Raw genomic sequence first — 24149 nt, 5'->3', positions numbered from 1 at the left:
CGGAGAAGAGGACTCAGTTGTCCAGGATCTTCAGCTCGGGGTGCGCGGTGCCGCCCTCGATCGCCGTGGAGGCGATGTGCGAGGCGACGCGCGGGTCGACCGGGTCGTTGGCCGGGTCGTCGAGCACCCGCAGGTGCTGGTACGTGGTCGAGCGCTGCGCCGGGACGCGGTCGGCGGCCCGGATGAGGTGGATCAGCTCGGTGAGGTTGGAGCGGTGCTTGGCGCCCGCCGCCGAGACGACGTTCTCCTCCAGCATGACGGACCCGAGGTCGTCGGCACCGTAGTGCAGCGACAGCTGGCCGGCCTCCTTGCCGGTGGTGAGCCAGGAGCCCTGGATGTGGGCGACGTTGTCGAGGAACAGGCGGGCGATCGCGATCATCCGCAGGTACTCGAAGACGGTGGCCTGGGTCGAGCCCTTCAGGTGGTTGTTCTGCGGCTGGTAGGTGTACGGGATGAAGGCCCGGAAGCCGCCGGTGCGGTCCTGCACGTCGCGGATCATCCGCAGGTGCTCGATCCGCTCGGCGTTGGTCTCGCCGGTGCCCATCAGCATGGTGGAGGTGGACTCCACGCCGAGGCCGTGGGCGATCTCCATGATCTCCAGCCAGCGCTCGCCGGACTCCTTCAGCGGGGCGATCGCCTTGCGCGGCCGCGCCGGCAGCAGCTCGGCGCCGGCGCCGGCGAAGGAGTCCAGGCCGGCCTTGTGGATCCGGGTGATGGCCTCTTCGACGGAGACGCCCGAGATCCGCGCCATGTGCTCGACCTCGGAGGCGCCCAGCGAGTGGATCACCAGCTCCGGGAAGTCGGCCTTGATCGCCGAGAACGCGCGCTCGTAGTACTCCACGCCGTAGTCCGGGTGGTGGCCGCCCTGGAACATGATCTGGGTGCCGCCCAGCTCGACCGTCTCGGCGCAGCGGCGCAGGATCTCGTCGAGCTCGCGGGACCAGCCCTTGTCGCTCTTCGGCGGCACGTAGAAGGCGCAGAACTTGCACGCCGTCACGCAGACGTTGGTGTAGTTGATGTTGCGCTCGATGATGTACGTCGCGATGTGCTCGGTGCCGGCGTAGCGACGGCGGCGCACCGCGTCGGCGGCGGAGCCGAGCGCGTGCAGCGGCGCCGAGCGGTAGAGCTCCAGCGCCTCCTCCGGGGTGATCCGGCCACCGGCGGCGGCGCGGTCGAGCACGGCCTTCAGGTCGGTGCTGGACGCATCGAGGGTGGTCGCTGCGAGCTCGGTCACCTGGCGGCCTTCTCTCTCTACAAGTGCTACTCGGGTACGGCCGAACCAGCCTACGCCAGCACATTCCGCCGCCCGCGTCAGCCCGCTGAACTGCGCATGAGCCGCGCGGCACCCGGGCCTTGCCGTCCAGGGCGGGAGCAGGACGGGAGCAGGGCCGGGGGCCCGAGAACGGGACCCCGGCCCGAACGCGCGCCCGCCCCTACGCCCCCAGCGGCAGCGCCACCGGCTCCAGCAGCCGCACCGCGACGTCCGGCGCGAACCCGCTGTCGTGCGCGACCCGCCGGGCGAACTCCGTGACGCCCGCCAGCTGCCGCTCGCCGAGCGAGAAGTCGAGCGCCTCGCTGAAGTACCGCTCCAGCACGTCCGCCCCGAAGGCCTCCCAACGGGCGGCCTGCTCGGCGACCTTGGCGGCCTCGACCAGCGACAGGTCGCGCGACTCCAGGAAGGCCCGGTGCACCGCGGCGGTCAGTTCCGGGGCGCGTTCGGCGAACTCGCGCCGCACCGCCCAGACGGCGAAGACGAAGGGCAGGCCGGTCCACTCCTTCCACATCTCGCCGAGGTCGTGGACGGTCAGCCCGAGGTCGGCGGCCTGCCCGAGGTAAGCGCGCAGGGCCGGGTCCCCGATCAGGACGGCGGCGTCGGCCTCGGCGAGCATCGCGCTGAGGTCCGGCGGGCAGCTGAAGTAGTCCGGGCGCACGCCCTCGCGCTCCTCCAGGAGCAGCCGGGCGAGCCGTACGGAGGTGCGGCTGGTGGAGCCGAGGGCGACCCGGCGGCCGTCGAGGTCGGCGAGCGGCACCTTGCTCACGATCAGGCAGGACATCACCGGGCCGTCGCTGCCGACCGCGATGTCCGGCAGGACCAGCAGGTCGTCCGCGTTGCGCAGGTACTCCACGCAGGTGATCGGGCCGATGTCCAGGGTGCCGTCGACGAGCTGGTCGCTCAGCTTCTCCGGGGTGTCCTTGGTGAGGTCCAGATCGAGGAGGTTCCCGGTCCTGGCGAGCCCCCAGTAGAGGGGAACGCAGTTCAGGAACTGGATGTGGCCGACCCGTGGCCTGACCGGGGTGTTCTCCTGGGGCTCTCGCGTCCGCGCGTCCGGTGTCTGTGCTTCCGGTGCTGCCACTGCGCCGCTCCCTTGCTGTTCGTGCCTCCCCGCAGCGTATGCCTGCTGTTCGCGGCGGCTCGCACCGGCCACCCGACACGCCCTCACGCGCCGTCGACGCGCTGCCGAGGGACCGTCGAGGCACCGCCGAAGGACCGACGAAGGACCGACGAAGGACCGCCGAGGCGCCGCCGAAGTGCCTTTCCGACACGCCCTCTCCGGCCCTTACGACACGCGCCTTCCACGCCGCAAGTGACCTCTGGTCGTCACAGCGACCGCATGCTAGCGTTGCCCTCAGTTGCAGTTTGATTCCCCTTGCAGTACTTGAAGCCTGCGGAGCATGTAACCGCAGGCTTTTTGTAGTTTTTCAGCAATATCGAAAAATTTCGGACACGTCCGGAGGCAGGGCGATCAGCGCAGCGGACCGGGTGTCACACGGTGTGGCCCCCGACACGCATCGCAAGGAGAACGGCATGGCTCAGGGAACCGTCAAGTGGTTCAACGCTGAGAAGGGCTTCGGCTTCATCGCCCAGGATGGCGGCGGCCCCGACGTCTTCGTTCACTACTCCGCCATCAACGCGAACGGCTTCCGTTCGCTGGAGGAGAACCAGACGGTCACCTTCGACGTCACCCAGGGCCCGAAGGGCCCGCAGGCGGAGAACGTCACCGCTGTCTGACCATCCTCTGATGATCTGATCGCTCGGGACCCGTACGGGTCCGCCGGCGGCTCCCGACAGCCGCCACCATGAGCACAAGAGCAGTACCCAAGGGGGCCCGCCCATCCGGCGGGCCCCCTGCCTTTTCGAAAACCGTGGCCCGCGACGAAGTTCGGACACGGAGCGAAGGAATGCGGAAAGGGCCCTCCCCCGTCACCGGGAGAGGGCCCTTTCCGTCATGCCGGTCGAACGTCCCCTCTGGCGTTCGACCGCACGTTCAACCGAAGGCCACCAACCTCGGGCCTCAGACTCAGACTCAGCCTCAGGCCGCGAGCTCGGACCGCCACCCTCGGGCCACGACCCTCAGGCCACGAGCCAGGACCGCGGCCCTCAGGACCGCGCCCCTCAGGCCGCGACCGGAGCCGCGCCGCCCTGGCCGGCGGCGACGGCCGGCTTCGCGTCCTCCTCGTACAGGTCCCCGGAGGGGTTGTTGTACGCGGCGACGTCCAGGATCTTCTCCCGGGCGGCGACCACGATCGGCACGACGACCTGGCCGGCGACGTTGGTCGCGGTGCGCATCATGTCCAGGATCGGGTCGATGGCGAGCAGCAGGCCGACGCCCTCCAGCGGTAGGCCCAGGGTGGACAGGGTCAGCGTCAGCATGACGATCGCACCGGTGAGGCCCGCGGTGGCGGCCGAGCCGACCACCGAGACGAAGGCGATCAGGATGTAGTCCTTGATGCCCAGCTCGATGTTGTAGACCTGGGCGACGAAGATCGCGGCGACGGCCGGGTAGATCGCGGCGCAGCCGTCCATCTTGGTGGTGGCGCCGAACGGCACGGAGAAGGACGCGTACTCGCTCGGGACGCCGAGGCGCTCGGTCACGCGGCGGGTGACCGGCAGGGTGCCGACCGAGGAGCGGGAGACGAAGGCCAGCTGGATCGCGGGCCAGGCGCCCTTGTAGAAGTGCAGCGGGTTGAGCCCGGCGGCGAAGCGCAGCACCAGCGAGTAGACGACGAACAGGACCAGCGCGCAGCCGAGGTAGATGTCCAGGGTCAGCGTGGCGAAGGGCTTCAGCAGGTCCCAGCCGTACTTGGCGACGGACTTGCCGATCAGGCCGAGGGTGCCGAGCGGGGAGAGCCGGATGACCCACCACAGCGCGGTCTGGGTCAGCTCCAGCACGGACTCGCTGAGCTTGAGGACCGGCTCGGCCTTGGCACCGAGCTTGATGATCGCCGCACCGACCACGACCGCCAGGAAGACGATCTGGAGCACGTTCACCTTGGCGAAGGTGTCGACGATGTTGGTCGGGAAGATCCCGGTCAGGAAGTCGATCCAGGTGCCCTTGGAGTCGAGCGCCTTGAGGCCCTCGGTCTTCAGGTTGGTGCCCTCGCCCGGGTTGGTCAGCAGGCCCAGGCCCAGGCCGATGCCGACGGCGATGAGCCCGGTGATCATGAACCAGAGCAGCGTGCGGGTGGCCAGGCGGGCCGCGTTGGTCACGTTGCGCAGGTTGGCGACGCTCACCACGATCGCGGTGAACACCAGCGGCGGGACGGCCAGCTTGAGCAGCTGGACGAAGATCTTGCCGATGGTCTCCAGGGTGGTGGCCAGCCAGGAGATGTCGGCGGCGCGGGCCAGGTAGCCCAGGCCGACGCCGAGCACGAGGCCGGCGACGATCTGCACCCAGAAGGGCGTCTTTCGGATGCGGGCGAGCAGGGACGGCGACGAGGTCGCCTCGGGCGCTGTGGACATGGGGGAGCGTCTCCGGGGGAGGGCGTTGCTGACGGTGAGGCGGGGGCGGAGCAGGCGGCACGGCACGGGGCCGGACGGGAAGGGTCGGGCCCCGGTCAGGGGCGTGCCGCCGCGATACAGCTCAGGGCAGTACAGCGCGGGGCGCGACAACGGCGCGGGCTGTCCACAGCACCGGTCAGAGCACACGGGCGGGCGGCGGCGGGCCGTGGGCCCGGGCCGTGCATCCGCAGTGCGTCTGAGGCTGACATGGCCGATACGTTAGCAGTAAAGGTTTGAGATGTTCAAAGTACTTGTTTGAGATCACGCAGAGTGCATGCCCACCGCAACCTCGTCACGAACACGAACTCCGGACACGAACGAGACTGACGCCCCATCAGGGCGACTCGGCAGCCCGATTGACCGCTGAGCAGTTATACGTATAACTTTGGCGGCGTCCCCGACCCTGCCTGCCCACCCGGAGAGGACGCCGATGGGCTACCTCGCCCTGCTCCGTGCCCCGCACGTCACCCGTCTGCTGCTCGGCACCCTGCTCGGCCGTCTGCCCGCCGGCATGACCGCCCTCGTCATCGCGCTCGCCCTGCGTGACGCCGGGGTCGCGTACGGCCGGGTCGGACTGGCCACCTCCGCCTACGCGATCGCCGCCGCCATCGGCGGGCCGGTGCTCGGCCGGATCGTGGACCGCACCGGACAGCCGCGCGTCCTGCTCGCCTCCGCCGTGGTGGCCGGCGGCGGGTACGCGCTGCTCGCCCTCGCCCCCGGCTCCGCGGTCGGCGCACCGCTCGGGGCCGCCATCGCCGGCCTCGCCATGCCCCCGCTGGAACCCTGCCTGCGCTCGCTCTGGCCGGACGTGGTCGAGGAGAAGCAGCTCGACACCGCGTACGCCTTCGACTCGGCCTCCCAGCAGATCCTCTACGTGGCCGGCCCGCTGGCCGTCGCCGCCATCTCCGGGCTCTTCAGCCCGGTCGCCGCACTCTGGGTGGCCGCCGGGCTCGGACTGGCCGGCGCGCTGATCGTGGCCACCGCCGGACCCGCCCGGTCCTGGCGCGCCCCGGCGCGGGAGCAGTCCGCCGGACTGCTCGGACCGCTGCGCTCCCCCGGACTGGTGCTCCTGCTGGTCGGACTGGCCGGGGCCGGCTGGGCGGTCGGCGGGCAGAACGTGCTGTTCATCGCCTACGCCGAGCGGCACGTCGGCGCGCTGCCCGGCGGCGGAGGCACCCTGCTGGCGCTGGCGGCGCTCGGCGGCCTGCTCGGCGCGCTCGCCTACGGCGCGGTCAAGTGGCGGCAGACCACCGCCACCCGCACCTGGGTGATGGCCCTCGCGATGGCCGCCTCCTACCCGCCGCTGGTCATCCTGCCCGGGCCGTACCCGATGGCCGCCCTGGCCTTCCTCTCCGGGATCATGCTGGCCCCGCTGCTGGCGGCGGCGTTCGTCCTGGTCGCCGAACTGGCGCCGACCGGCACCGTCACCGAGGCCTTCGCCTGGCTGGTGACGCTCTTCGCCACCGGCAACTCGCTCGGCTACGCCGTCTCCGGCAAGCTCGCCGAGGGCTCGCTGCGCTCGGTGGCGCTCTGCGCGGTGGGCGGGATCGCCCTCGGCGGACTGGTGCTGTTCGGCGCCCGGCGCTGGTTCCAGCCGACGCCGCTGGCCCCGTCCCCGCAGCCCGTCCCGGTGGGCTGACCCACCCCCACGAACGACTGCGCCCGCCGGCGGTCTGGCCGGCGGGCGCAGTCTTCTCCTCTTACCTACGGGTGATCAGCTGTGGCGGCCCCGACGACGCCGGGCGATCACCGTGAACAGCGCACCGGAGCCCAGGACGGCGGCACCGAGCGCGGCCGGCAGCAGCCCGGGCCCACCGGTGTGGGGCAGCTCGCCGCCGCGGCTCGGGGACGGGTGCGGGCTGTGAGTCGGACCGTGGGACGGACTCCCCGTCGGTGACGGCGACGACGTCGGCGACGGCGAGGACGTCGGCGACGGCGAAGGCGAAGGCGACGAGGTCGGCGAAGGCGAGGACGTGGGAGGCGGCGACGAGGTCGGCGACGGCGTACCGGCCGGCACCAGCCCCATGTCCAGGCCCAGGTCGTACTGCCCGCCGGCCAGCCGCACCGTCCGGGTGAGCCCGGTGGTCGGGTCGGCGTCCGAGTCCAGCGCCGGATCCGTCCCCGCGTGCTGCCGGGTGACCTTCGCCCCCGCCGGAACGGTCGTCAGGTCGAACCGCACCGCGTACTGCCCGTCCGGCAGCTTGTCGAACAGGTAGTGCCCTTCGGCGTCGGTCACCGTGGTGACCGGCTTGCCCGTCTTGTCCCGGACGGGCTGCCCGGCCCCGTCCAGCAGCTCCACCCGGACGCCCGGCACCCCGCTCTCGCCGGGGTCCTGGATGCCGTTGCCGTCGCGGTCGGCCCAGACGCGGTCGCCGAGCGCGTTGTCCGGCGGCACCGGTGCCTGGACGCCGACCCCGACCTTGGCCGGCTCGGCGGGCAGCAGCGGGCTGCCGGTGGAGTCGGTGGCGGTGTAGGCGAAGCTGTTCCAGGCGAAGTCGGTGTCACCGGCGTCCACCGAGGCGACCATCGACCAGGTCAGGGTGAACAGCCCGCCCGCCGGCAGGGTGCCCGGGCGGCGGATCCGGAACCAGGTGGCGTCGCCCGGCCCGGGGAAGGTCGTGGTCCACCGCGCGTTCGCGTCGCAGGGGCCGGGAACGGTGATCGCGCCGGTCAGGCAGGGGTCGGGCGAGGTGGTGTAGTCGATCACCACCGTCGGGTCGCTGGAGGTCAGCGGCTGGGACAGCGAGGGCGTCCAGGCGGAACCGCGCGGGACGTCGGGGTTCAGCACGTACGAGTCGCCCGGGGTGGGCAGCTTGTCGTACGCGATGAACTCGGTGACGGGGTCGGGCGAGTCGTTGCGGACGGTCAGCCGGTAGGAGACGCCGCCGCCGGGGGTGGTGCTGCCGGTGCTGCCGTAGTCCTGGTCGAGGTCGCCCTTGACCTCCTTGAAGGCGCGCAGCACGGCCGGGACCTGGACCTCGACCGGGGAGGAGGCGTGGCAGACGGTCTCGGCGGTGTCGCCGTTGCCGTTGACGTCATGGGTGTCCGGCACGCCGTCGTCGGTGCCGAAGTAGGAGCAGGTGACCGGTGCGGTGGCCCCCTCGGTGGTGACGTAGACGTCGTTGGTGAGGGTGCCGGGCCGGGCGCCGCCGGCGACCTGGACGTCGATCAGGGTGCGGTAGGCCCGGTGGTCGTCGACGTACATCATGTCGGGCGCTCCGGCCGGCCAGGTCAGCTTGAGCAGTTGGCGGCCGTCCGGGCCGGGCAGCACCTGGACGGACTGCGGGGCGACGGACTCCCGATGGGCCGGGTCGGGGCGGGCGCTGCCGTCCTGGTAGACGAGGCCGGGCGGCAGCAGGTCGTACAGGACGAGCGGAGTGCCCAGGGTGCGGCCGGTGCGGTTGTACGGGACGACCTGGAAGGTGGCGATGCCGCCGGGGGCGAGGACGGCGCCGGCGGTGGTGGTCTTGGCGGCGCCGAGGTTGGTGGCCGCGGTGACGGTGGTGTCGGCGCAGGCGCTCGCCGAGGAGGTCTCCCCCGCGGCGTCGGTGCCGGTCACGTCCACGCAGTTGTGCAGCGGGGTGGGCGCGGGGCTGCCGTCGTGGCCGGGGGTGACGACCTGGGCGTGCAGCCGTACGGCGTTGCCGGGGCTCCAACCAGTGGGGATCGGGCCGTTCCAGTCGAAGCGCAGCCCGTCCAGCCGGCGGCCGGCCGGAATGCCGATCACGTCCCGGGCCGGACTGCCGGCGCCCTCGGCGAAGGTGATCCAGCGGCCGGTGGAGCCGTTGAACGGGCTGCCGGGGGTGAAGGTCAGCCAGGTCGGGTCGCCGTTCAGCCGGTACCGCAGGGCGAGGACGACGCTGGTGGGGTTCCACTCCGACAGTTGGAGGGCCTGCGGGATCAGCCAGTCGTAGAGGCCGGGGGTGGTGCCGGAGCCGGGGTCGGTCATCACCAGGCTGGTGGCGGGCCCGGCGGAGTTGGTGGGGTGCAGGTTGATCGACGCGATGTCGCCGGAGACGACCTCGCGCTGCCACTGCTTGCCGGCGGTGACCTGGATGCCGGTGGCGGGCGGCTGGAAGGTGGGGGTCTGCGCGGTGTCGGTGGACAGGTCGCGCATCGGCTCGGGGCCGAGCGGATCGCCCTGCAGGACCACCGAGTTGGTGGAGGTGGTGCCGCTGGGGAAGGTCGGGTCGGGGTAGTCGACGACCAGCACGCCGGGGTAGCGGCAGCCCGCGCGGCCGTCGTCGGCCCGGAACGCGCCGATGTCGTGGACCCAGCGGTCCGGGTTGTCCGGGTCCTGGGTCCAGCCGGGCGAGCGCCCGGTGTCGACGACGGCGCCGGGCGGCAGGGTGTCGACGAGCCGGCCGGCGTCGAGGTCGACGTTGGGGACGCCCGGGACGGAGCAGGCGCTGAACTGGTAGGTGACCGAGCGGCCGTCCCGGCTGCTGGTCTGGACGCTCTTGGTGACCTTGTAGTCGGGCTGGACGACCGCGGTGGTGGTGGCCGAGCCGGTCCGCGGTGCCTCCCCGTCGGCGCTCAGGGTGGCCGAGTTGACGGTCCGGGTGCTGTTCGGGGTGGTGAAGTTCGGGAACCTGAGCACCACCTTGACGGTCGCGGTGGTCCCGGGGGTGAGCGTGAGCAGCTTGATGTCGAGGGCGCCGCCGACCGTGCCCGCGGCCGGCACGGTGGAGCCCGCGACGTCCACGGTGGACGCGTCCGGGATCCAGCCGACGAACTCCATCCCGGCCGGGAGGCCATCGGTGATCCGGCCGTTGGTGCAGTCGGTCACCGAGCAGGTGTAGCGCAGGGTGTAGGTGACGTTCTCGCCGGGCGCCACGGTGGTCTTGTCCACCGTCTTGGTGAAGGTGACGGCGGCCTCGGCGGGCGGGGCGGTGAGGGTGCCGGTGAGCAGCGCGCCCGCGAGGAGGCCGAAGGCCGCTGCCGTTCGGGCTGCTCGGGGCGGGCGGGGGTTTCGTGGTCGGAGCGTCCGCATGAGCGGAATCTCAGCGTCCGATAATCCCTTCGGGCCCGCGCCGCGAGTCGAACCGAACGGTAATCACCCGGTCGGACGTTCAGACTGGTCCGACGGAGTGACCAGTCCTCCCGGACCGCTACGCCGGCGCCGTGGAGGAGCGCAGCACCAGCGAGGTGGCCAGCGGCGCGACCGGCGCCACCCGCTCCCCGCGCAGCAGGGCCGCCAGCGCGGCCGCGCCCGCCCGGCCCAGTTCCTCACCGGGCAGGTCGACGGTGGTCAGCGGCGGGGCGAGCAGCGCGGCCACCGCGACGTTGTCCATGCCGACCACCGACAGGTCCTCCGGCACCCGCAGCCCGAGCTCGGCGGCGGCCTGGTAGACCCCGGAGGCGACCACGTCGTCGTCGCAGATCACCGCCCGCGGCCGGTCCGCCCGCTCCAGCAGCCGGCCCGCGACGGTCCGCGCGGCCCGGTGGCCGTCGTTCAGGCTCACGCCCAACTCCACGACGTCCAGGTCGAGTTCACGGACAGCCCGCTCGAAAGCGGCCTGCCGGACCCGGAACGTGTAGGCGGAGTGGCTGGAGCGCAGCCGGCCGATCCGGCGGTGCCCGAGCGCGGCCAGGTGCTCGACCGCGGCGCGCATCCCGCCGGCCACGTCGAGCTCGACGGTCGGACGGGCCCGGTCGGTGCCGGGGTCGGCGTCCAGGAAGACGGCGGGGGTGTCGGCGGGCAGCTCGCCGAGCTGGCTGTCGTCCGGGGAGCAGATCAGCAGGCCGTCGAAGCGGCCGGCGGTGGCGGCCTCGGCCAGGGTGGCGCTGCCCCAGCCGGAGCTGACCACGACGGCCAGGCCGTTGCGGCCGGCCTCCTCGTGGACGCCTTCCAGCACCCGGCCGAAGAACGGGCCCTGGAGGTTGGGCACGGCCAGCAGGATCATTCCGCTGCGCCCGAGCCGCAGCTGGCGCCCGGCCGCCTGCGGGCGGTAGCCGAGGCTGCGGGCGGCCTCCCGGACCCGCTCCCGGGTGGCCTCGGAGACCCGTCGGCCGGCCTCGGCTCCGGAGAAGACCAGGGAGACGGTGGCCTGGGAGACCCCGGCGAGCCGCGCCACGTCCCGCCCGGTGGGCCGGCGCACGGGGGCCGGCCAGGTACCGAGCGCCCCCTCGACGGACGCACCCTCAGCGGGCGGCTGCTCGGTGGACGCCCCTTCGACGGGCTGCTGCTCGGCGGGCGGCTCGGACGGCGCGGAGTCTCGGGTGGCGGGCACGGCGGCTGCGCTCCGGGGCGGGGCCGGGGTCAGCTCTGGCCGGCGGCGGCCGCGCGGGCGGCGTCGTCGGCGGCGTCCTCCTCGGCGTTCTGCGCGGCGATCCGGTCGGCGGTCCGGTTGCGCATCCCGGAGACCCTGCCGCTGATCTGCGAGGACATCTCGTCGCGCTGCTTGCTCAGCAGCGCGTAGCTGAGCGGCGCGGAGGCGACCGCGGCCAGCAGGAACAGGAAGATCATGCCGGCCTCACCACTGACCGGGATGATCTGGAAGTGCCCGAGCAGCAGGGCCACCAGCAGGCAGCCGAGGAAGATGCTGACCCGCAGGGAGGTGTAGCGGAGCGTGGCGTGCGACTTCTCCGGGCCGTTGCTGGTCACTCGACACATCCTTCTTCGTTGCGCTGGGGCCGGTCCTCCAGTCAAGCATGCCTGACGGCCGGGGCGGGGCACGGGGCTCCCGATCCGGCCCGCCCGGCCCCTGCGGGCCCGCCCGATTCCGGCGGGGCCGTCCTCAGCGCAGGTCGAGCCACATGGTGATGTCGTCCCGGTCGTCCCCGGGGGCGACCCGGATCGCGGCCGGCACCCGGCCGACCTCCCGGTAGCCGCTGCGGGCGTAGAACCGCTCCAGCCCCAGGCCGCCGCGCGCGGTGAGCCGCAGCGACTCCAGGCCCCACTCCCGGGCCACCCGCTCGGCCTCGGCGAGCAGTCGGGCGCCGTGGCCCAGGCCCTGGACGTCGGGGTGCACCATGACCCGCTTGAGCATCCGCCAGTGCTCCATGAGGTCGAAGCGCATCGACGCGAAGAACAGCACGCCGACCAGCCGGCCCGTCGCGCTCTCGTGCGCGACCAGCAACCGGTCCGGGCCGTCCGGCTCGACCCCGGCGAACTGGCGTTCGGCGGAGTCCCGGACCTCCTCCTCGGTGACCGGTGCCACGAAACCGACCGCCCCGCCCGCGTTGGTGACGTCGGCCCACAGCCGGACGATCTCCGTCCGCAGATCGGGGTCGAGCTCCGGGTCCAGGGTGAAGATGAGCGCCATGGAGCGGAGCCTAGACCTCCGGTACGACGGTCCTACCGGGTGGTCCGGCATCACCCCCGACGCCCGGACCGGCCCGCGAACCGGTGCGAACCGGCGCGAACCGGTGCACGAACCGGCCGGCCACCGGCCGGTCACCGGCACGGTCCGCCCGTCACGGGAGGGCCGGCACCGCCCGCTCGGCCCGCCCGCCGCGCAGCGCCAGGCAGAGCCCCACCGCGACCGCGCACAGCGCCCCGGCGCCGTACCAGGTGAGGTCGTAGTTGCCGAGCGCGTCACGGGCCAGGCCCGCCAGCCCGGCGACGACGGCCGCGCCGATCTGGTGGGCGGCGAGCACCCAGCCGAAGACGATCGGGGCGTCCTCGCCGAAGTGCCGGCGGCACAGCGCGACGGTCGGCGGCACGGTGGCCACCCAGTCCAGGCCGTAGAAGATCACGAAGGCGAGGATCGGCGGCTGGAGCGATCCGGCCAGCAGCTGCGGCAGCAGGAGCAGGGACAGACCGCGCAGCCCGTAGTAGACGGTCAGCAGCAGCCGGGAGTCGACCCGGTCGGTGAGCCAGCCGCTGAAGACGGTGCCGAGCACGTCGAACACGCCGATCAGGGCGAGCAGGCTCGCGGCGGTGGTGACCGGCATGCCGTGGTCGTGCGCGGCCGGGATGAAGTGGGTGCCGACCAGGCCGGCGGTGGTGGCGCCGCAGATCGCGAAGGAGCCGGCCAGCAGCCAGAACGCCCGGGCGCGCGCGGCGTTCCGCAGCACCCGCAGCGAGCGGGTCAGGGCGCGGCCGCCGGCGACCGGGGCGGCCGGGGCCTCGGTCGCCCCGTACGGGAGCAGGCCGAGGTCGGCGGGGCGCTCGCGCATCAGCAGCAGGACCGGGACGGCGACGGCGGTGGCGGCGAGCGAGACCACGACCACGGCCGAGCGCCAGCCGTGCTGCTCGACCAGCCAGGCGCCGACCGGCAGGAAGACCAGGTTCCCCGCCGCTCCGGCGGCCGTCAGCACCCCGGTGACCAGGCCCTGGCGGGCCTGGAACCAGCGGCCGGTGATGGTGGTGGCGAAGGCGCCGGCCATCGAGCCGCTGCCGAGGCCGACCAGCACGCCCCAGCAGAGCACCAGTTGCCAGGGCTCGCGCATCAGCATGGTCAGCCCGGAGCCGACCGAGATGGTCAGCAGCGCGCAGACCACCACCAGGCGCACCCCGAAACGGTCCATCAGGGCGGCGGCGAAGGGGGCGGTGAGGCCGTAGAGCGTCAGGTTGACGGAGGTGGCGCTGGAGATCGTCCCGAGCGACCAGCCGAACTCGTTGTGCAGGGCGTCCATCATCAGGCTCGGCGTGGAGCGGAAGCCGGCCGAGCCGAGCAGGACGAGCAGGGAGACACCGGCCACCACCCAGGCGTAGTGCACCCGGGGGCGCTTGGCCGGGGTGGGCGGTCGGGAGCCGGAGACGGGGGCGAGGGCGCTGCGTTCGGTCACGCGAACGAGTGTTCCGGTCCGCCCGGGGCCGGACGAGTGGCCTGAATGACAGCTTTCGCAAGATTCGGGCCACGGCCCGCAGTACCCTGGCCCGGACCCACCGACGCCCGAGGGGACGGCATGGCACACCTGGTCGCGGTACTCGCCCTGGAGGGCGTGATCGCCTTCGAACTCGGCATCCCCGCCCGCATCTTCGGGGGCGCCAGGGACCCGGCCGGACGGCCGCTGTACGAGGTGGCCACCTGCACCCTGGACGGACGGCCGGTCACCACCAGCGCCGACTTCCGGATCATGGTCGACCACGGGCCCGAACTGCTGGAACGGGCGGACACCGTGCTGATCCCGGCCTCCGCCGACTCCGGCCCGGCCGTCGCCGACGCCTGCTTCACCCCGGCCCTGGCCGCCGCGCTGGCCCGGATCCGGCCCGGCACCCGGCTGATGTCGATCTGCACCGGCTCCTTCGTCCTGGCCGCCGCCGGCCTGCTGGACGGCCGCCCGGCCACCACCCACTGGCGCTACACCGAGCACTTCGCCCGGCTGTTCCCCAAGGTGCGGCTGGACCCCGACGTGCTCTACACCGACGACGGCGACGTCCTCACCTCCGGCGGGGTGGCCGCCGGGGTGGACCTGTGCCTGCACGTGGTGCGCCGCGACCACGGCAGCGCGGTGGCCAACGCGGTGGCCCGCAACTGCCTGGTGCCACCGTGGCGCGAGGGCGGCCAGAAGCAGTACGTGGAGGCCCCGAGCCCGGTGGACTCCGGCGGCAGCGGCACCGCCGCGGTGCGCGCCTGGGCGCTGGAGCACCTGGACCGGCCGCTGGTGCTGCGCCAGCTCGCCGACCGGGCGGGGATGAGCGTGCGGACCTTCACCCGGCGCTTCCGCGAGGAGACCGGCGCCAGCCCCGGCCAGTGGATCACCACCCAGCGCACCGAGCGGGCCCGCCAGTTGCTGGAGCGGACCGATCTGACGATCGACCAGGTCGCCCGGGAGTCCGGTTTCGGCACCGCCGCCTCACTGCGGCTTCAGCTGCGCGGCCGGCTCGACGTCGCGCCGAGCGCCTACCGGCGCACCTTCCGCACCCTCCCGCCCTTCCCCGAGAGCGGAGCCGCACCCGGGAGCCGGGCCGTCCACGGGGGTCCCGCCCGGCGCGCTTCCTGAGCGCGACCCGGGACCCGCCCGAGCGGTGGCCGGATCTCGTCAGGACCCGGCGGCGGATCGGATGGCGGCAGGCCGTGCGCGCGCCGAGCGCGGTACGGCAGGCCGCCATCCGACCCCGGCGCGCTCACCCTGATTCCGCGCCACGCTCTCCGCACTCGCCGAGGAGCGGCCCGTGACCGACCGTCCGCGGTCCCCCCTGCCGGCACCCGAATCCCCTGGACAGCAGCACCGCGGCGGTGGACGGACGTCCCCTCGGCGTCCCCTCGCGACGGAGCGCCGCACCCAAGCGTGATCAGTCGGATACGTCACGTCAATGGGTAGTCGGAAATTCGGAATGGTTGCGTCACCTTTCGGCCGGTGATCAGCATCGTGCCCGGCACGGTCCGACGGCCGTCGCGAAAGCCGCTATTGCGCCAAAGCCGCCCAGTCCACGTCGGCCAGCGGATCCGCGGGGCGGGCGTCGCTGCCGATCTCGCACCAGACCCGCTTGCCCGGGCCCTCCGGGTACCAGCCCCAGCGCTCGCAGAGCAGTTCGACCAGCTCCAGGCCGCGCCCGTTGGTCGCGTCCCGGTCCGCACCGGCGTGCCGCGGCGCCGGGGGGACCTGGCTCGCGTCGGCGACCTCCACCCGCAGCGGGGCGGCCGGCCCGTCCTCCTGGGGGCCGTCGGCCATCGGCAGACAGAGTCTCAGCACGGCCGGACAGCCGGTGTGCACCACGGCGTTGGTGACCAGCTCCGACACCACCAGCACCACCGTCTCGGCCATCGGCGCATCCGGGTCCACCCCGTGGTTCAGCAGCCGCGAGCGCACCCACCGGCGGGCCCGGCCGACCTCGGCGGGGTCAGCCTGCACCGCCAGCTGTACCTGAAGAACCTGCACCGCTCCACCACCCGCACTCGCAGTTCGGCCTTAGTCCCGATCGGGTCGGATCGGCCGGCGGGCCCACGCACGTCGCCCGGCACCACCCGAGCCGTGCCCGGGCGCCCGCCCGGTCCGTCCGTCCGCGCCCACTCGTCCGCGCCGTCTCGTCGGTCGGGCACCGGCCGCGACACGAATACGCCTCAGGATGGGCGGGGGGACGGACCTCAGCAAGCGCTTCGGGCATATTCCGGCGATCGGGCGACAGGGCAGTGCATACTGTGCCGCTCACTCTCGCGAGGCTCGTACCGGTGATCGTTCGGCCGCGGCCGACCGGCCGGTCCCACCGCCGGGAGCCCACGCCGCGCACCCCGCGCGCCCTGCCCGCCACTCGCGCCCCGCGTGCCACTCACGCCCCGCCCGCCACTCGCGGACCACCCGCCGGGGACCCGGGCCGGGAAGCACATCCATGAAGAGGGCGATCCGCGAGGAACGGTTCCGTTCTTGCCGGAATCGCCCCCGGCGCCGCCCGGCCGCAAGATACCGTTGGGTAAGCCAGCGAACCCGGTCAGGAGGGTGGTTCCCGATGGCCACCCCGGAGCGGACCCCGCGCTGGGACGAGCAGCTGCAGCGCCGCCTCGCCCGCGGCGAGGAGACGGCGCTCGGCGAACTCTACGACCGGCTCGCGCCGATGGTGCACGGCCTGGCCGGACGGATACTCGCCGACCAGACGGCCGCCACCCAGCTCACCCGGGAGGTCTTCGCCCACGTCTGGGAGCACCCCGAGGACTTCGACCCCGACCAGGGCACCCTGCGCTCCTGGCTCGGCGCGCTGACCCACCACCGCGCGGTCGAACGGCTGCGGGCACGGCGGGCCGCCGAACGGGTACCGGGCGCGGAGGCCGAGATCCGCGCCGTGGCCACCGCCGCGCGGATGCAGTACGTGGTCGACTCCCTGCCCCAACCCCTGCGTGAGACCATCGCGGTGACCTACTACGACGGCCGCACCTACCGCGAGACGGCCCGGCTGCTCGGCATCAGCGAGCAGGCCGCCAAGCAGCGGATGCGGCTCGGTCTGGAGCTGCTGGCCACCGAACTGGCCGACGAACGCGCCCGCCAGGACGGAGCCGGGGACGGGAACGGGGAGACGTGAGCAGCACTGAGGAGCAGCACGACGCCCTGCGCTCGCTGCTCGGCGCGTGGGCCCTCGGCGCCTGCCCGGCCCGCGAGGCCGCCGAGTTGGAGCAGCACCTGCGGGACTGCCGGGAGTGCGCCGAGGAGGCGGCCCGGCTGCGCGAGGCGGCCGGCTGGCTCTCCCTGGACGAGCCGCTGGACCAGCCCGGCTCGCTGCGCCAGCAGGTGCTCGACTGGTGCCTGGCCCGCCGGCCGGCCGAACTGCCCGTCCCCGTCTGGGGCGTGCCGTACACGGCGGAGACCGCCAAGCTCGACGCGCTGCTGCGCGACCTCGGCCCGGAGGAGTGGCAGGAGGTGGCGGAACTGCCGTGGCACGGCGGCACCGAACGGCTGCGTCCGGCCGAGGTGTTGGGCCACCTGACCGCGGTGGACGGCTTCCTGGCGCTGGCGCTCGGTCTGCCCGACCCGGTGCCGGCCGCTCCGGGCCCGCCCACCGCGCCGGCCGGGCGGCGGGTGCCCCCGCAGGAGCCGGTCGCCGGACCGTCCGTGCCGCGCGTCCCGCCGCAGGGCGGCCCGTACGCCGGGATCACCGCGCGCACCACCCGGCTGATCGCCGAGCAGGCCGGCCTGGCGCCGCAGTCGGTGCGCTCCCGCTGGCGGCGGCAGGCCCATGACCTGGTGCGCAGCGCCGCGCTCGCGCCGCAGGGCAACACCCCGGTCGACTACGGCTTCGCGGTGCTGCCGCTGCGCGACGCCTTCGTGGACCGCGCCTTCGAGTGCTTCGTGCACGGCGAGGACGTGGCCCGGGCGGTCGCCTACCCGTACGATCCGCCGACGCCGCAGCACCTGCGGCAGATGGTGGAGCTGGTGGTCCGGCTGCTCCCCCGGGCACTGGCCGGGCTGCGCGCGGGCCGGCCCGCGCACGCCGGGGCGCCGGGTGCGCCGGAGGGCGGGGTCCGGACGGCCCGGCGGGTGCGGCTGATGGTCGACGGCCCGGCGGGCGGCGAGTGGCTGATCGCCCTGGACGGCGACGGCGGCGGCGACCGCTCCGGCGGCACCGGCGGCGCGCCCGGCGGGGAGCCGGTGGCGTCGATGGTGCTGGACGGCCTGGAGCTGTGCCAGCTGGCCGCCGCGCACCGCGACCCGGACCGGCTGCCGGTCGGCGAGCACGGCGACCGGGCCGCGGTCCGCGAGGTGCTGCACGCGCTCCCGCTGCTCTCCCGGCCGTAGCGGACCACCGCCACGGCCCACCGCCCGCGGCCTACGCGAAGACGACCGTGCGGGTCCCGTCCAGCAGCACCCGGTGCTCGCTGTGCCACTTCACCGCGCGGGCCAGCGCCTGGCACTCGACGTCCCGGCCGAGCGCGACCAGCTGGTCGGGGCTGACGTCGTGGGTGACCCGGGCCACCTCCTGCTCGATGATCGGGCCCTCGTCCAGGTCGGCGGTGACGTAGTGGGCGGTGGCGCCGATCAGCTTCACGCCGCGCGCGTGCGCCTGGTGGTACGGCTTGGCGCCCTTGAAGCTCGGCAGGAAGGAGTGGTGGATGTTGATCACCCGGCCGGACAGCTCGGTGCACAGCCGGTCGGAGAGCACCTGCATGTAGCGGGCCAGCACGACCAGTTCGACGTTCTCCGCGGCGACCAGGTCGAGCAGCTGCCGCTCGGCCTCGGCCTTGGTGTCCTTGGTGACCGGGATGTGGTGGAACGGGATGCCGTAGCTCTCGGTCAGGTCCCGCAGGTCGGTGTGGTTGGAGACCACCGCGGCGATCTCCACCGGCAGGGCGCCGATCCGGGTGCGGTAGAGCAGGTCGTTCAGGCAGTGCCCGAACTTGCTGACCATGAGCACGATCCGCATCCGCTCCTCGGTCGGGTGGATCTGCCAGTCCATCCCGAAGGAGGCGCCGATCGCGGCGAAGCTGGCCCGCAGCTTGTCGGCGGTGACCGGCTCCGGGGCGGAGAAGTGCACCCGCATGAAGAAGAGCCCGCTGTCGGCGTCCCCGAACTGCTGGCTGTCGATGATGTTGCAGCCGGTCATGAAGAGGTAGCTGGAGACAGCGTGGACGATGCCCTGCTTGTCGGGGCAGGACAGCGTGAGGACGTACTGGGCGCCGGCCGGCTGCTGATCCACTGGGGGTATCCCGTTCTGAGCTCGTGACGTGCGTGGACGGTCCAGCGTGTCACATCCCGGACACCCGCCGCCCGGCTGCCCGTACTGCGGGACGGCGGGTGCGCGGCGGGTGCCCGGCGGGTCAGACCTGGGTGAGGATGCGCAGCACGTCCAGCGACTTGGGCGCCGCGTCCGGGTCGTCCCCGTCGCCGGCGGCCAGCACGACGTGCGCCTCCCGGGCGGCCCGGACGGTCTCCGGCCAGCCGGGGTGGCCGAGGTAGGCGGAGGCCGGGGCGTCCGCACCGACCTCGTGCAGCATCTGCACGGCCCGCAGCACCGCGACGTCCACCAGCGCGGCCTCGGCGGAGTCACGGAAGATCGTCCCGATGTACTTCTCGGCCGACCAGCGGTCCAGCCAGGTGTCCTCGACGAGGCGGTAGACGGCGTCGGTCACGTCGCCGTACCCCTCCCGGCCGGTCAGCCAGGTCTCCTGCTGGAAACCGGGGTCGGAGAGCATGTGCAGCGCCGAGCGCAGTCGGGCTCGCCAGCGCCACCAGGGCAGGTCGTTGAGCGGCATGCCGCCCATCGTGCTGGAGCGGTGGCCCGGACGAGAAGGGTTTCGGGCGGACCGATACGAAGAATCTGTGCTGGCGGACATGGTGAACGATCGTACGTTCCCCGCCTGTTCGTACTCCACTCGCGATCTACACGCGTACCGCTCCGGATTTCGGCGGGCGTTTGCCGTCCGTTCGCATTTCGGCCCTCTCGGCTTGTGACGCCGGGGCTTGGCTTGCTCCGGTGCGCCGGAGTGCGCCCCAGAGAGGGAAGACCGATGACCAGCCGAAGGGACTCGTTCCAGGCCCGTCCCCAGACCGGGCGGCGCCGCCGACGCCCGATCGCAGCCGCCGCCACCGCCGCGGTCCTGCTCCCCACCCTCTTCTCGGCCTCCGCGTGCGGCGGACCGGCCGATGCCTCGACCAGCGGCACCGATCTGACCGTGATGACCTGGGCGCCGGCCGGCACGGGCTCCGCCGACCGCCCGGGCATGACGGCGCTCGCCTCCGCCATCGGCCAGGACGTCAACACCAAGGGCGGGCTGAACGGCCACCGGCTGCGCGTGATCACCTGCAACGAGCACAACACCGCGGACGGTGCCCGCGCCTGTGCCCAGCAGGCGGTGGACGCCAAGGTGGTCGCCGTGATCGGCTCCTACAGCCAGTGGGGCGAGGCGTTCATGCCGGTGCTGGAGCGCTCCGGCATCCCGCTGATCGGCGGCTACGGGCTCTCCCAGCCGGAGTTCTCCAGCCCGCTGTCCTACCCGGTGGACGGCGGCATGCCGGCGCTGATCGCGGGCAACGGCCGCCAGCTGGTGGACGCCGGCTGCAAGACCGTCTCGCTGGTCCGCCCGGACACCCCGGCCGGCGACAACCTGCTCGGCTACCTGGGCACCGCGCTGCGGCCGGCCGGGATCAAGCTGACGGACGTCAAGGCGCCCGAGCAGTCCTCCGACTACACCCCGGTGATCCGCAAGGCGATCGGCAAGGACGAGCCGGGCAACTGCATCACCAGCGCCCTGGCCGCCGAGCCGACCGGCAACCTGCTGGACTCCTACCGGCGGCTGAACGCGAAGAACACCCGGATCGCCTCGGTGATCGGCAGCGTCCAGCAGTCGGTGGTGGACTCCACCGGCGGCGACTCCGGCCCGCTCGCCGGCGCCTACGTCACCAGCTGGTACCCGCCGGAGTCGGCGAAGATCTGGGACGGGCTGCGCGCGGTGGTGCGCACCGACACCACCGGCGGGCACCCCATCGACGTCGCCGACCCGGGCGTGCAGACCACCTGGGTCGCGTACGAGGTGTTCCGGACGGCGGTGCAGAAACTGGCGGAGTCCGGCCGGACGATCACCCCGAAGACGGTCTCCTCGCTGCTGGACAGCGGCGAGGGCATCGACGTCGGGATCACCCCGCCGCTCAACTGGGGGACCACCAACATGCTGCCCAGCAGCGGGTCGCCGCGGCTGGTGAACACCTGGGTCACCTACCAGGTGGTCAAGAACGGCCGGATGACCCTGCAGCAGCCGGGCTTCGTGGACATCCGCTGGGCGCTCACCGGGGGCCGTCCGCCGGCCTGAGGCGGACCGCCCGGGGCGAGGGGGGACGGGCCTTTCCGGCCCGTCCCCCCTCGTCGTTCACGAGCCGTCGTTCACGGGCCGCTGACACGCACGGGCCGCCGTCGCGCACCGGCCCGCCGTCGCTCAGAGGTCGCCGTCGCTCCGGTTGGGCAGTCCGGTCTGGGCGGCGACCGCGTTCCAGAGCGTGGCGGCCTGCTTCTTCGCGGTGGTCGCGGTGCCGCTCGCCTGGACGGCGTTCTTGTAGTGCTGGTTGTCCTGCTTCTTCGCGTCGCAGGCGCCCTGCGCGTCCTGCGCCCAGGCCGCGTACTCGTCGTCGGCCTGGGCCGAGGCCGTCCAGGCCGCGTTGAGCTGGTCGACCAGCTGCTGGCCGCCGGGCAGCTTGTCGGTCTTCAGCTGGCCCAGCTTGCTCTGGAGCTCGCGCCGCTTGCCGGCCGCGGCGGTCAGCGCCTGCTGGGACTCGGGCAGCTTGTCGCACTTCTGCACCGAGGCGACCGCGGAGACCACCGAGCTGCGGCTGTCGCTCGCGGTGCCCAGCAGGTCCGACAGCGGCTGCGCCTGGGCCTTGACCTCCGGGTCGACGGCCGCGGCCGAGCCGCTCGCGCTCGGCGCCCCGGGCGTGGTGGCGCCGGAGGTGGCGGCCACCGGGGTGGGGTTCTTCTTGTCGTCCTTGGGCTCGCCGCCACCGCTCATCAGGACGGCGACCAGGATGCCGGCCGCCGCGCAGCCCGCCACCACGCCGCCGATGATCAGCTTGTTGGACGGACGTCCGCCGCGTCCCGAGCCGCCCGCCTGGGTCGTGTCGTACCCCTGGCCGTAGTCCTGCCCCTGCTCCGGGGCGTAGCCCTGGTGGTAGTCCTGGGCCGGGTAGGCCGGCTGTGGCTGCGCGGCCGGCGGGTAGGCCTGGTACCCGGGCGCGGGCTGCGGCTGCGGGTAGCCGGGCTGGGCCTGCGCCGCCGGGTAGCCGGCCGCCCGCGGGTCGCCGGCGGGGTACGGCGGCAGGTGCTGGGTCTCCGGCGCCGGATCGTGCTGCGGGGCTCCGTACCCGGGCTGCGGCGCACCCCACGGGGCCTGCCCCGGCAGCGAGTGCCCGGGCATCGGCTGGCCCGGCATCGGCTGCGCGGGCATGGCCTGGGTCGGCAACGCGTGCCCGCCCTCGCCGAGGTACTCCGGCTGCCCGGACGGCTGCCCCACCGGCGGCACGGCCGACTGGGCCTGCGGCTGGCCCGGCTGCCCCTGCGGCTGGCCCTGCGGCTGGCCGGGCTCGGGGCGGAACAGGTCGTCCAGGTTGAAGTCACCGGAGTTCGGGTACGAGCGGCGCTGACTCAACGCGATTCCTCACCTGTGCAGGACCGCGCACTGATGGCGGACCACATCTCGTCGGTTCTTGGGAGCATCACAGTTCCTTGGACGTCGCGCCCACGCTACCGGTTCGCCTCACCGGGTGACCACGTGGGCGGGACATCCGTCACGCTCCCTGCACAGACGATCCGCGACCGCCCCGGGCTCGGGCCGTCCCCGGGCCGAGGGCGGGGGCGGACCCCGGGCCCGGGGACGGAACCGGCCCCGGAACGGAACGCGGGGCCGCCTACGCCGCCTCGGCGTCCGCGCGGGCGTGGAACTCCCGGACCACCCGCTGCTCCCGGTACGGCTCCAGCCGGCGCCGGAACTCGTCCAGGTACTCCACGCCCCGGTTGGACCGCAGCCCGCTCAGCAGCCGGACCGCCTGGGCGCCCGTCTCGCAGGCGCGTTCCAGGTCCCGCTGCTGGAGCTGGGCGGTGGCCAGCAGGACGAGGTCGACCGCGCGGCGCCGCACCCGGGTCGGCGGGTGCAGGTCGAGCGCCCGGCGGGCGTAGTGCTCGGCCTGGCCGGCCTGCTCCAGGTCCCGGTGGCAGTGGGCCAGCTCGTCCGCGAGGTAGGCGTCGTCGAAGTGGGCGATCCAGTCCGGGTCGTCCTCCGGGCGGCGCCTCTCCATCATCTCCAGCGCCCTGGCCGACACCAGCTCGCAGGAGCGGGCGTCGCCGAGCAGGGCGTGGCCGCGGGCCTCGGCGGCGTAGAACATCGCCATCGCCGTCGGGGTGGCCACCGAGCGGGCGCCCTCCTGCGCGGCGCGGGCGAGTTGGGCGATCTCCCGCGGGTTGCCGAGGGTGGCCGCCAGGTGGCTCATCGAGGCGGCCAGCACGTAGCCGCCGTAACCGCGGTCGTCGGCGGCCTGGGCCAGTCGCAGGGCCTGGATGTAGTAGCGCTGGGCGAGGCCGGGCTGCCCGGTGTCCACCGCCATGTAGCCGGCCAGTTCGGTCAACCTGGCTACGGCGGCGAAGAGTTGGCGCCCGGTCTCCTCCCGGTAGGCGCCGCCGAGCAGGCCGGAGACCACCGAGTTGAGGTAGTGCACCACCACCGGTCGCACGTGGCCGCTGCCGAAGCGGTGGTCCAGGTCGACCAGCATCGTGGTGGTCGCCCTGATCGCGGCCACGTCGGTCGGACCGACCCGGGGGCCGCCGGCCCGCGCCACCACCGGGTCCGGCGGGGTGATCAGCCAGTCCCGGCTGGGCTCCACCAGCGCGGAGGCGGCGACCGTCGCGCCGGTCAGGAAGTCCCGCCGGCCGACGTCGCTGCGCCACAGCTCGCAGACCTGCTCCAGGGCGGCACCGATGGTCGGCGCGAACTGGAGCCCGATGCCGGAGCTCAGGTTCTTGCCGTCCGCCATGCCGATCTCCTCGACCGACACGCTGCGGCCGAGTTTGCGGCCCAGGGCCTCGGCGATCACGGCCGGCGCCTGCCCGCGCGGCTGCTGCCCGCGCAGCCAGCGGGCCACCGAGGTCTTGTCGTACCGAAGGTCCAGCCCGTGCTCGGCACCACAGAGGTTGACCCTCCGGGCCAGGCCGGCGTTGGAGCAGCTGGCCTCCTGGATCAGTTGCTGCAGACGCTCGTTGGGCTGTCGTGCGACGAGTGGTCTCGCGGCCATTGGGCTTCGCCTCCCCACACCCTCCGGTCCCGGCCGGCGGGCGACGATTCTGCTGATCTGTTGCCGACTGTCCGACCGTCCAAGGAATCTGACACCAGGTTAGCGATCAGCAACGCCAGCGGGATACCCACGGTGACGAACCGCACCCCCCTTGCGCCCTGGGAAATGCTCCTGTGCGCCCCCGCTGCGCCTGCCCTCGGCCCCACCAACTCGGTCGACTAACCGGAACGGGTGACATTGCCGGGATGCACCCAACCGGGCGCCTTCGGGCCGTAACCAGCCT

Annotated in this window: 19 protein-coding genes; 6 read left to right on the top strand and 13 right to left on the bottom strand. The window is 73.4% G+C overall.

Annotated features, from left to right (window positions below; translation table 11 throughout):
• Window positions 1-13 precede the first annotated feature (13 nt).
• Both mqnC and ACFWP2_RS32930 read right to left on the bottom strand, forming a co-directional pair.
• Window positions 14-1234, bottom strand: coding sequence for a cyclic dehypoxanthinyl futalosine synthase (mqnC, locus tag ACFWP2_RS32935; protein WP_380458343.1), 1221 nt, complete (start codon window positions 1232-1234; stop codon window positions 14-16).
• Between the two features lie 199 nt (window positions 1235-1433).
• Window positions 1434-2270, bottom strand: a complete 837-nt coding sequence (locus ACFWP2_RS32930) for a menaquinone biosynthetic enzyme MqnA/MqnD family protein (RefSeq protein WP_380458393.1) — start codon at window positions 2268-2270, stop codon at window positions 1434-1436.
• Between the two features lie 536 nt (window positions 2271-2806).
• Here ACFWP2_RS32930 and ACFWP2_RS32925 point away from each other — a divergent pair.
• Window positions 2807-3010 (top strand): cold-shock protein, encoded by a 204-nt coding sequence (locus ACFWP2_RS32925; protein ID WP_188301247.1) that lies wholly within the window; start codon window positions 2807-2809, stop codon window positions 3008-3010.
• 384 nt (window positions 3011-3394) lie between these two features.
• Here ACFWP2_RS32925 and ACFWP2_RS32920 read toward each other — a convergent pair whose 3' ends face one another.
• Entirely contained in the window at window positions 3395-4741 is a 1347-nt protein-coding gene (locus ACFWP2_RS32920) for a dicarboxylate/amino acid:cation symporter (protein ID WP_380458340.1), read from the bottom strand.
• A 424-nt stretch (window positions 4742-5165) separates the two neighbouring features.
• Here ACFWP2_RS32920 and ACFWP2_RS32915 point away from each other — a divergent pair, with 424 nt between their 5' ends.
• Window positions 5166-6419: an MFS transporter gene (locus ACFWP2_RS32915; RefSeq protein WP_380458338.1), complete on the top strand. Its 1254-nt coding sequence runs from the start codon at window positions 5166-5168 to the stop codon at window positions 6417-6419.
• Window positions 6420-6494: 75 nt separating this feature from the next.
• Here the strand turns inward: ACFWP2_RS32915 and ACFWP2_RS32910 are convergent, their stop codons facing one another.
• The 5 genes from ACFWP2_RS32910 to ACFWP2_RS32890 all read right to left on the bottom strand — a co-directional run bounded on the left by ACFWP2_RS32910 (window position 6495) and on the right by ACFWP2_RS32890 (window position 13516).
• Window positions 6495-9773, bottom strand: coding sequence for an SdrD B-like domain-containing protein (locus ACFWP2_RS32910; RefSeq protein ID WP_380458336.1), 3279 nt, complete (start codon window positions 9771-9773; stop codon window positions 6495-6497).
• A 118-nt stretch (window positions 9774-9891) separates the two neighbouring features.
• Complete coding sequence (locus ACFWP2_RS32905; protein ID WP_380458334.1) at window positions 9892-11013, bottom strand: LacI family DNA-binding transcriptional regulator; 1122 nt, start codon at window positions 11011-11013, stop codon at window positions 9892-9894.
• Window positions 11014-11042: 29 nt separating this feature from the next.
• Window positions 11043-11396: a DUF4229 domain-containing protein gene (locus ACFWP2_RS32900; protein ID WP_380458332.1), complete on the bottom strand. Its 354-nt coding sequence runs from the start codon at window positions 11394-11396 to the stop codon at window positions 11043-11045.
• Window positions 11397-11520: 124 nt separating this feature from the next.
• Complete coding sequence (locus ACFWP2_RS32895) at window positions 11521-12048, bottom strand: GNAT family N-acetyltransferase (protein ID WP_380458330.1); 528 nt, start codon at window positions 12046-12048, stop codon at window positions 11521-11523.
• Window positions 12049-12199: 151 nt separating this feature from the next.
• On the bottom strand, window positions 12200-13516 hold the full coding sequence (locus ACFWP2_RS32890; RefSeq protein ID WP_380458328.1) for an MFS transporter: 1317 nt from the start codon (window positions 13514-13516) through the stop codon (window positions 12200-12202).
• A gap of 120 nt (window positions 13517-13636) precedes the next feature.
• On the opposite strand from ACFWP2_RS32890, the gene ACFWP2_RS32885 reads away from it, so the two are divergent.
• Window positions 13637-14674: a GlxA family transcriptional regulator gene (locus ACFWP2_RS32885; RefSeq protein ID WP_380458325.1), complete on the top strand. Its 1038-nt coding sequence runs from the start codon at window positions 13637-13639 to the stop codon at window positions 14672-14674.
• 405 nt (window positions 14675-15079) lie between these two features.
• Here the strand turns inward: ACFWP2_RS32885 and ACFWP2_RS32880 are convergent, their stop codons facing one another.
• Window positions 15080-15553, bottom strand: a complete 474-nt coding sequence (locus tag ACFWP2_RS32880; protein ID WP_380458323.1) for an ATP-binding protein — start codon at window positions 15551-15553, stop codon at window positions 15080-15082.
• Between the two features lie 565 nt (window positions 15554-16118).
• Here ACFWP2_RS32880 and ACFWP2_RS32875 point away from each other — a divergent pair.
• On the top strand, window positions 16119-16685 hold the full coding sequence (locus ACFWP2_RS32875; RefSeq protein WP_380458321.1) for an RNA polymerase sigma factor: 567 nt from the start codon (window positions 16119-16121) through the stop codon (window positions 16683-16685).
• On the top strand, window positions 16682-17896 hold the full coding sequence (locus ACFWP2_RS32870; RefSeq protein WP_380458319.1) for a zf-HC2 domain-containing protein: 1215 nt from the start codon (window positions 16682-16684) through the stop codon (window positions 17894-17896). Before ACFWP2_RS32875 ends, ACFWP2_RS32870 begins: the two co-directional genes overlap by 4 nt.
• Before the next feature lie 31 nt (window positions 17897-17927).
• Here ACFWP2_RS32870 and purU read toward each other — a convergent pair whose 3' ends face one another.
• Both purU and ACFWP2_RS32860 read right to left on the bottom strand, forming a co-directional pair.
• Window positions 17928-18794: a formyltetrahydrofolate deformylase gene (gene purU, locus ACFWP2_RS32865; RefSeq protein ID WP_380458317.1), complete on the bottom strand. Its 867-nt coding sequence runs from the start codon at window positions 18792-18794 to the stop codon at window positions 17928-17930.
• A gap of 121 nt (window positions 18795-18915) precedes the next feature.
• Entirely contained in the window at window positions 18916-19350 is a 435-nt protein-coding gene (locus ACFWP2_RS32860) for a hypothetical protein (RefSeq protein WP_380458315.1), read from the bottom strand.
• 255 nt (window positions 19351-19605) lie between these two features.
• Between ACFWP2_RS32860 and ACFWP2_RS32855 the strand changes: the two genes are divergently transcribed.
• Window positions 19606-20904: an ABC transporter substrate-binding protein gene (locus tag ACFWP2_RS32855; protein WP_380458313.1), complete on the top strand. Its 1299-nt coding sequence runs from the start codon at window positions 19606-19608 to the stop codon at window positions 20902-20904.
• A 123-nt stretch (window positions 20905-21027) separates the two neighbouring features.
• Here ACFWP2_RS32855 and ACFWP2_RS32850 read toward each other — a convergent pair whose 3' ends face one another.
• Window positions 21028-22230 (bottom strand): hypothetical protein, encoded by a 1203-nt coding sequence (locus ACFWP2_RS32850; RefSeq protein ID WP_380458311.1) that lies wholly within the window; start codon window positions 22228-22230, stop codon window positions 21028-21030.
• Between the two features lie 259 nt (window positions 22231-22489).
• Complete coding sequence (locus tag ACFWP2_RS32845) at window positions 22490-23866, bottom strand: transcriptional regulator (RefSeq protein WP_380458309.1); 1377 nt, start codon at window positions 23864-23866, stop codon at window positions 22490-22492.
• Window positions 23867-24149: the final 283 nt, after the last annotated feature.

The sequence above is a fragment of the Kitasatospora sp. NPDC058444 genome (assembly GCF_042721415.1).
GTDB lineage: Bacteria > Actinomycetota > Actinomycetes > Streptomycetales > Streptomycetaceae > Kitasatospora.
Note: the sequence above shows the minus strand (reverse complement) of the source record. Positions and strands in the feature narration are given on the sequence as shown.

Bases quoted from the DNA above. Each gene is read 5' to 3' on its own strand.
- ACFWP2_RS32925 (WP_188301247.1), top strand. From the start codon at position 2,807: ATGGCTCAGGGAACCGTCAAGTGGTTCAACGCTGAGAAGGGCTTCGGC.
- ACFWP2_RS32920 (WP_380458340.1), bottom strand. From the start codon at position 4,741: ATGTCCACAGCGCCCGAGGCGACCTCGTCGCCGTCCCTGCTCGCCCGC.
- ACFWP2_RS32910 (WP_380458336.1), bottom strand. From the start codon at position 9,773: ATGCGGACGCTCCGACCACGAAACCCCCGCCCGCCCCGAGCAGCCCGA.
- ACFWP2_RS32900 (WP_380458332.1), bottom strand. From the start codon at position 11,396: ATGTGTCGAGTGACCAGCAACGGCCCGGAGAAGTCGCACGCCACGCTC.
- ACFWP2_RS32895 (WP_380458330.1), bottom strand. From the start codon at position 12,048: ATGGCGCTCATCTTCACCCTGGACCCGGAGCTCGACCCCGATCTGCGG.
- ACFWP2_RS32885 (WP_380458325.1), top strand. From the start codon at position 13,637: ATGGCACACCTGGTCGCGGTACTCGCCCTGGAGGGCGTGATCGCCTTC.
- ACFWP2_RS32875 (WP_380458321.1), top strand. From the start codon at position 16,119: ATGGCCACCCCGGAGCGGACCCCGCGCTGGGACGAGCAGCTGCAGCGC.
- ACFWP2_RS32860 (WP_380458315.1), bottom strand. From the start codon at position 19,350: ATGCCGCTCAACGACCTGCCCTGGTGGCGCTGGCGAGCCCGACTGCGC.
- ACFWP2_RS32855 (WP_380458313.1), top strand. From the start codon at position 19,606: ATGACCAGCCGAAGGGACTCGTTCCAGGCCCGTCCCCAGACCGGGCGG.
- ACFWP2_RS32845 (WP_380458309.1), bottom strand. From the start codon at position 23,866: ATGGCCGCGAGACCACTCGTCGCACGACAGCCCAACGAGCGTCTGCAG.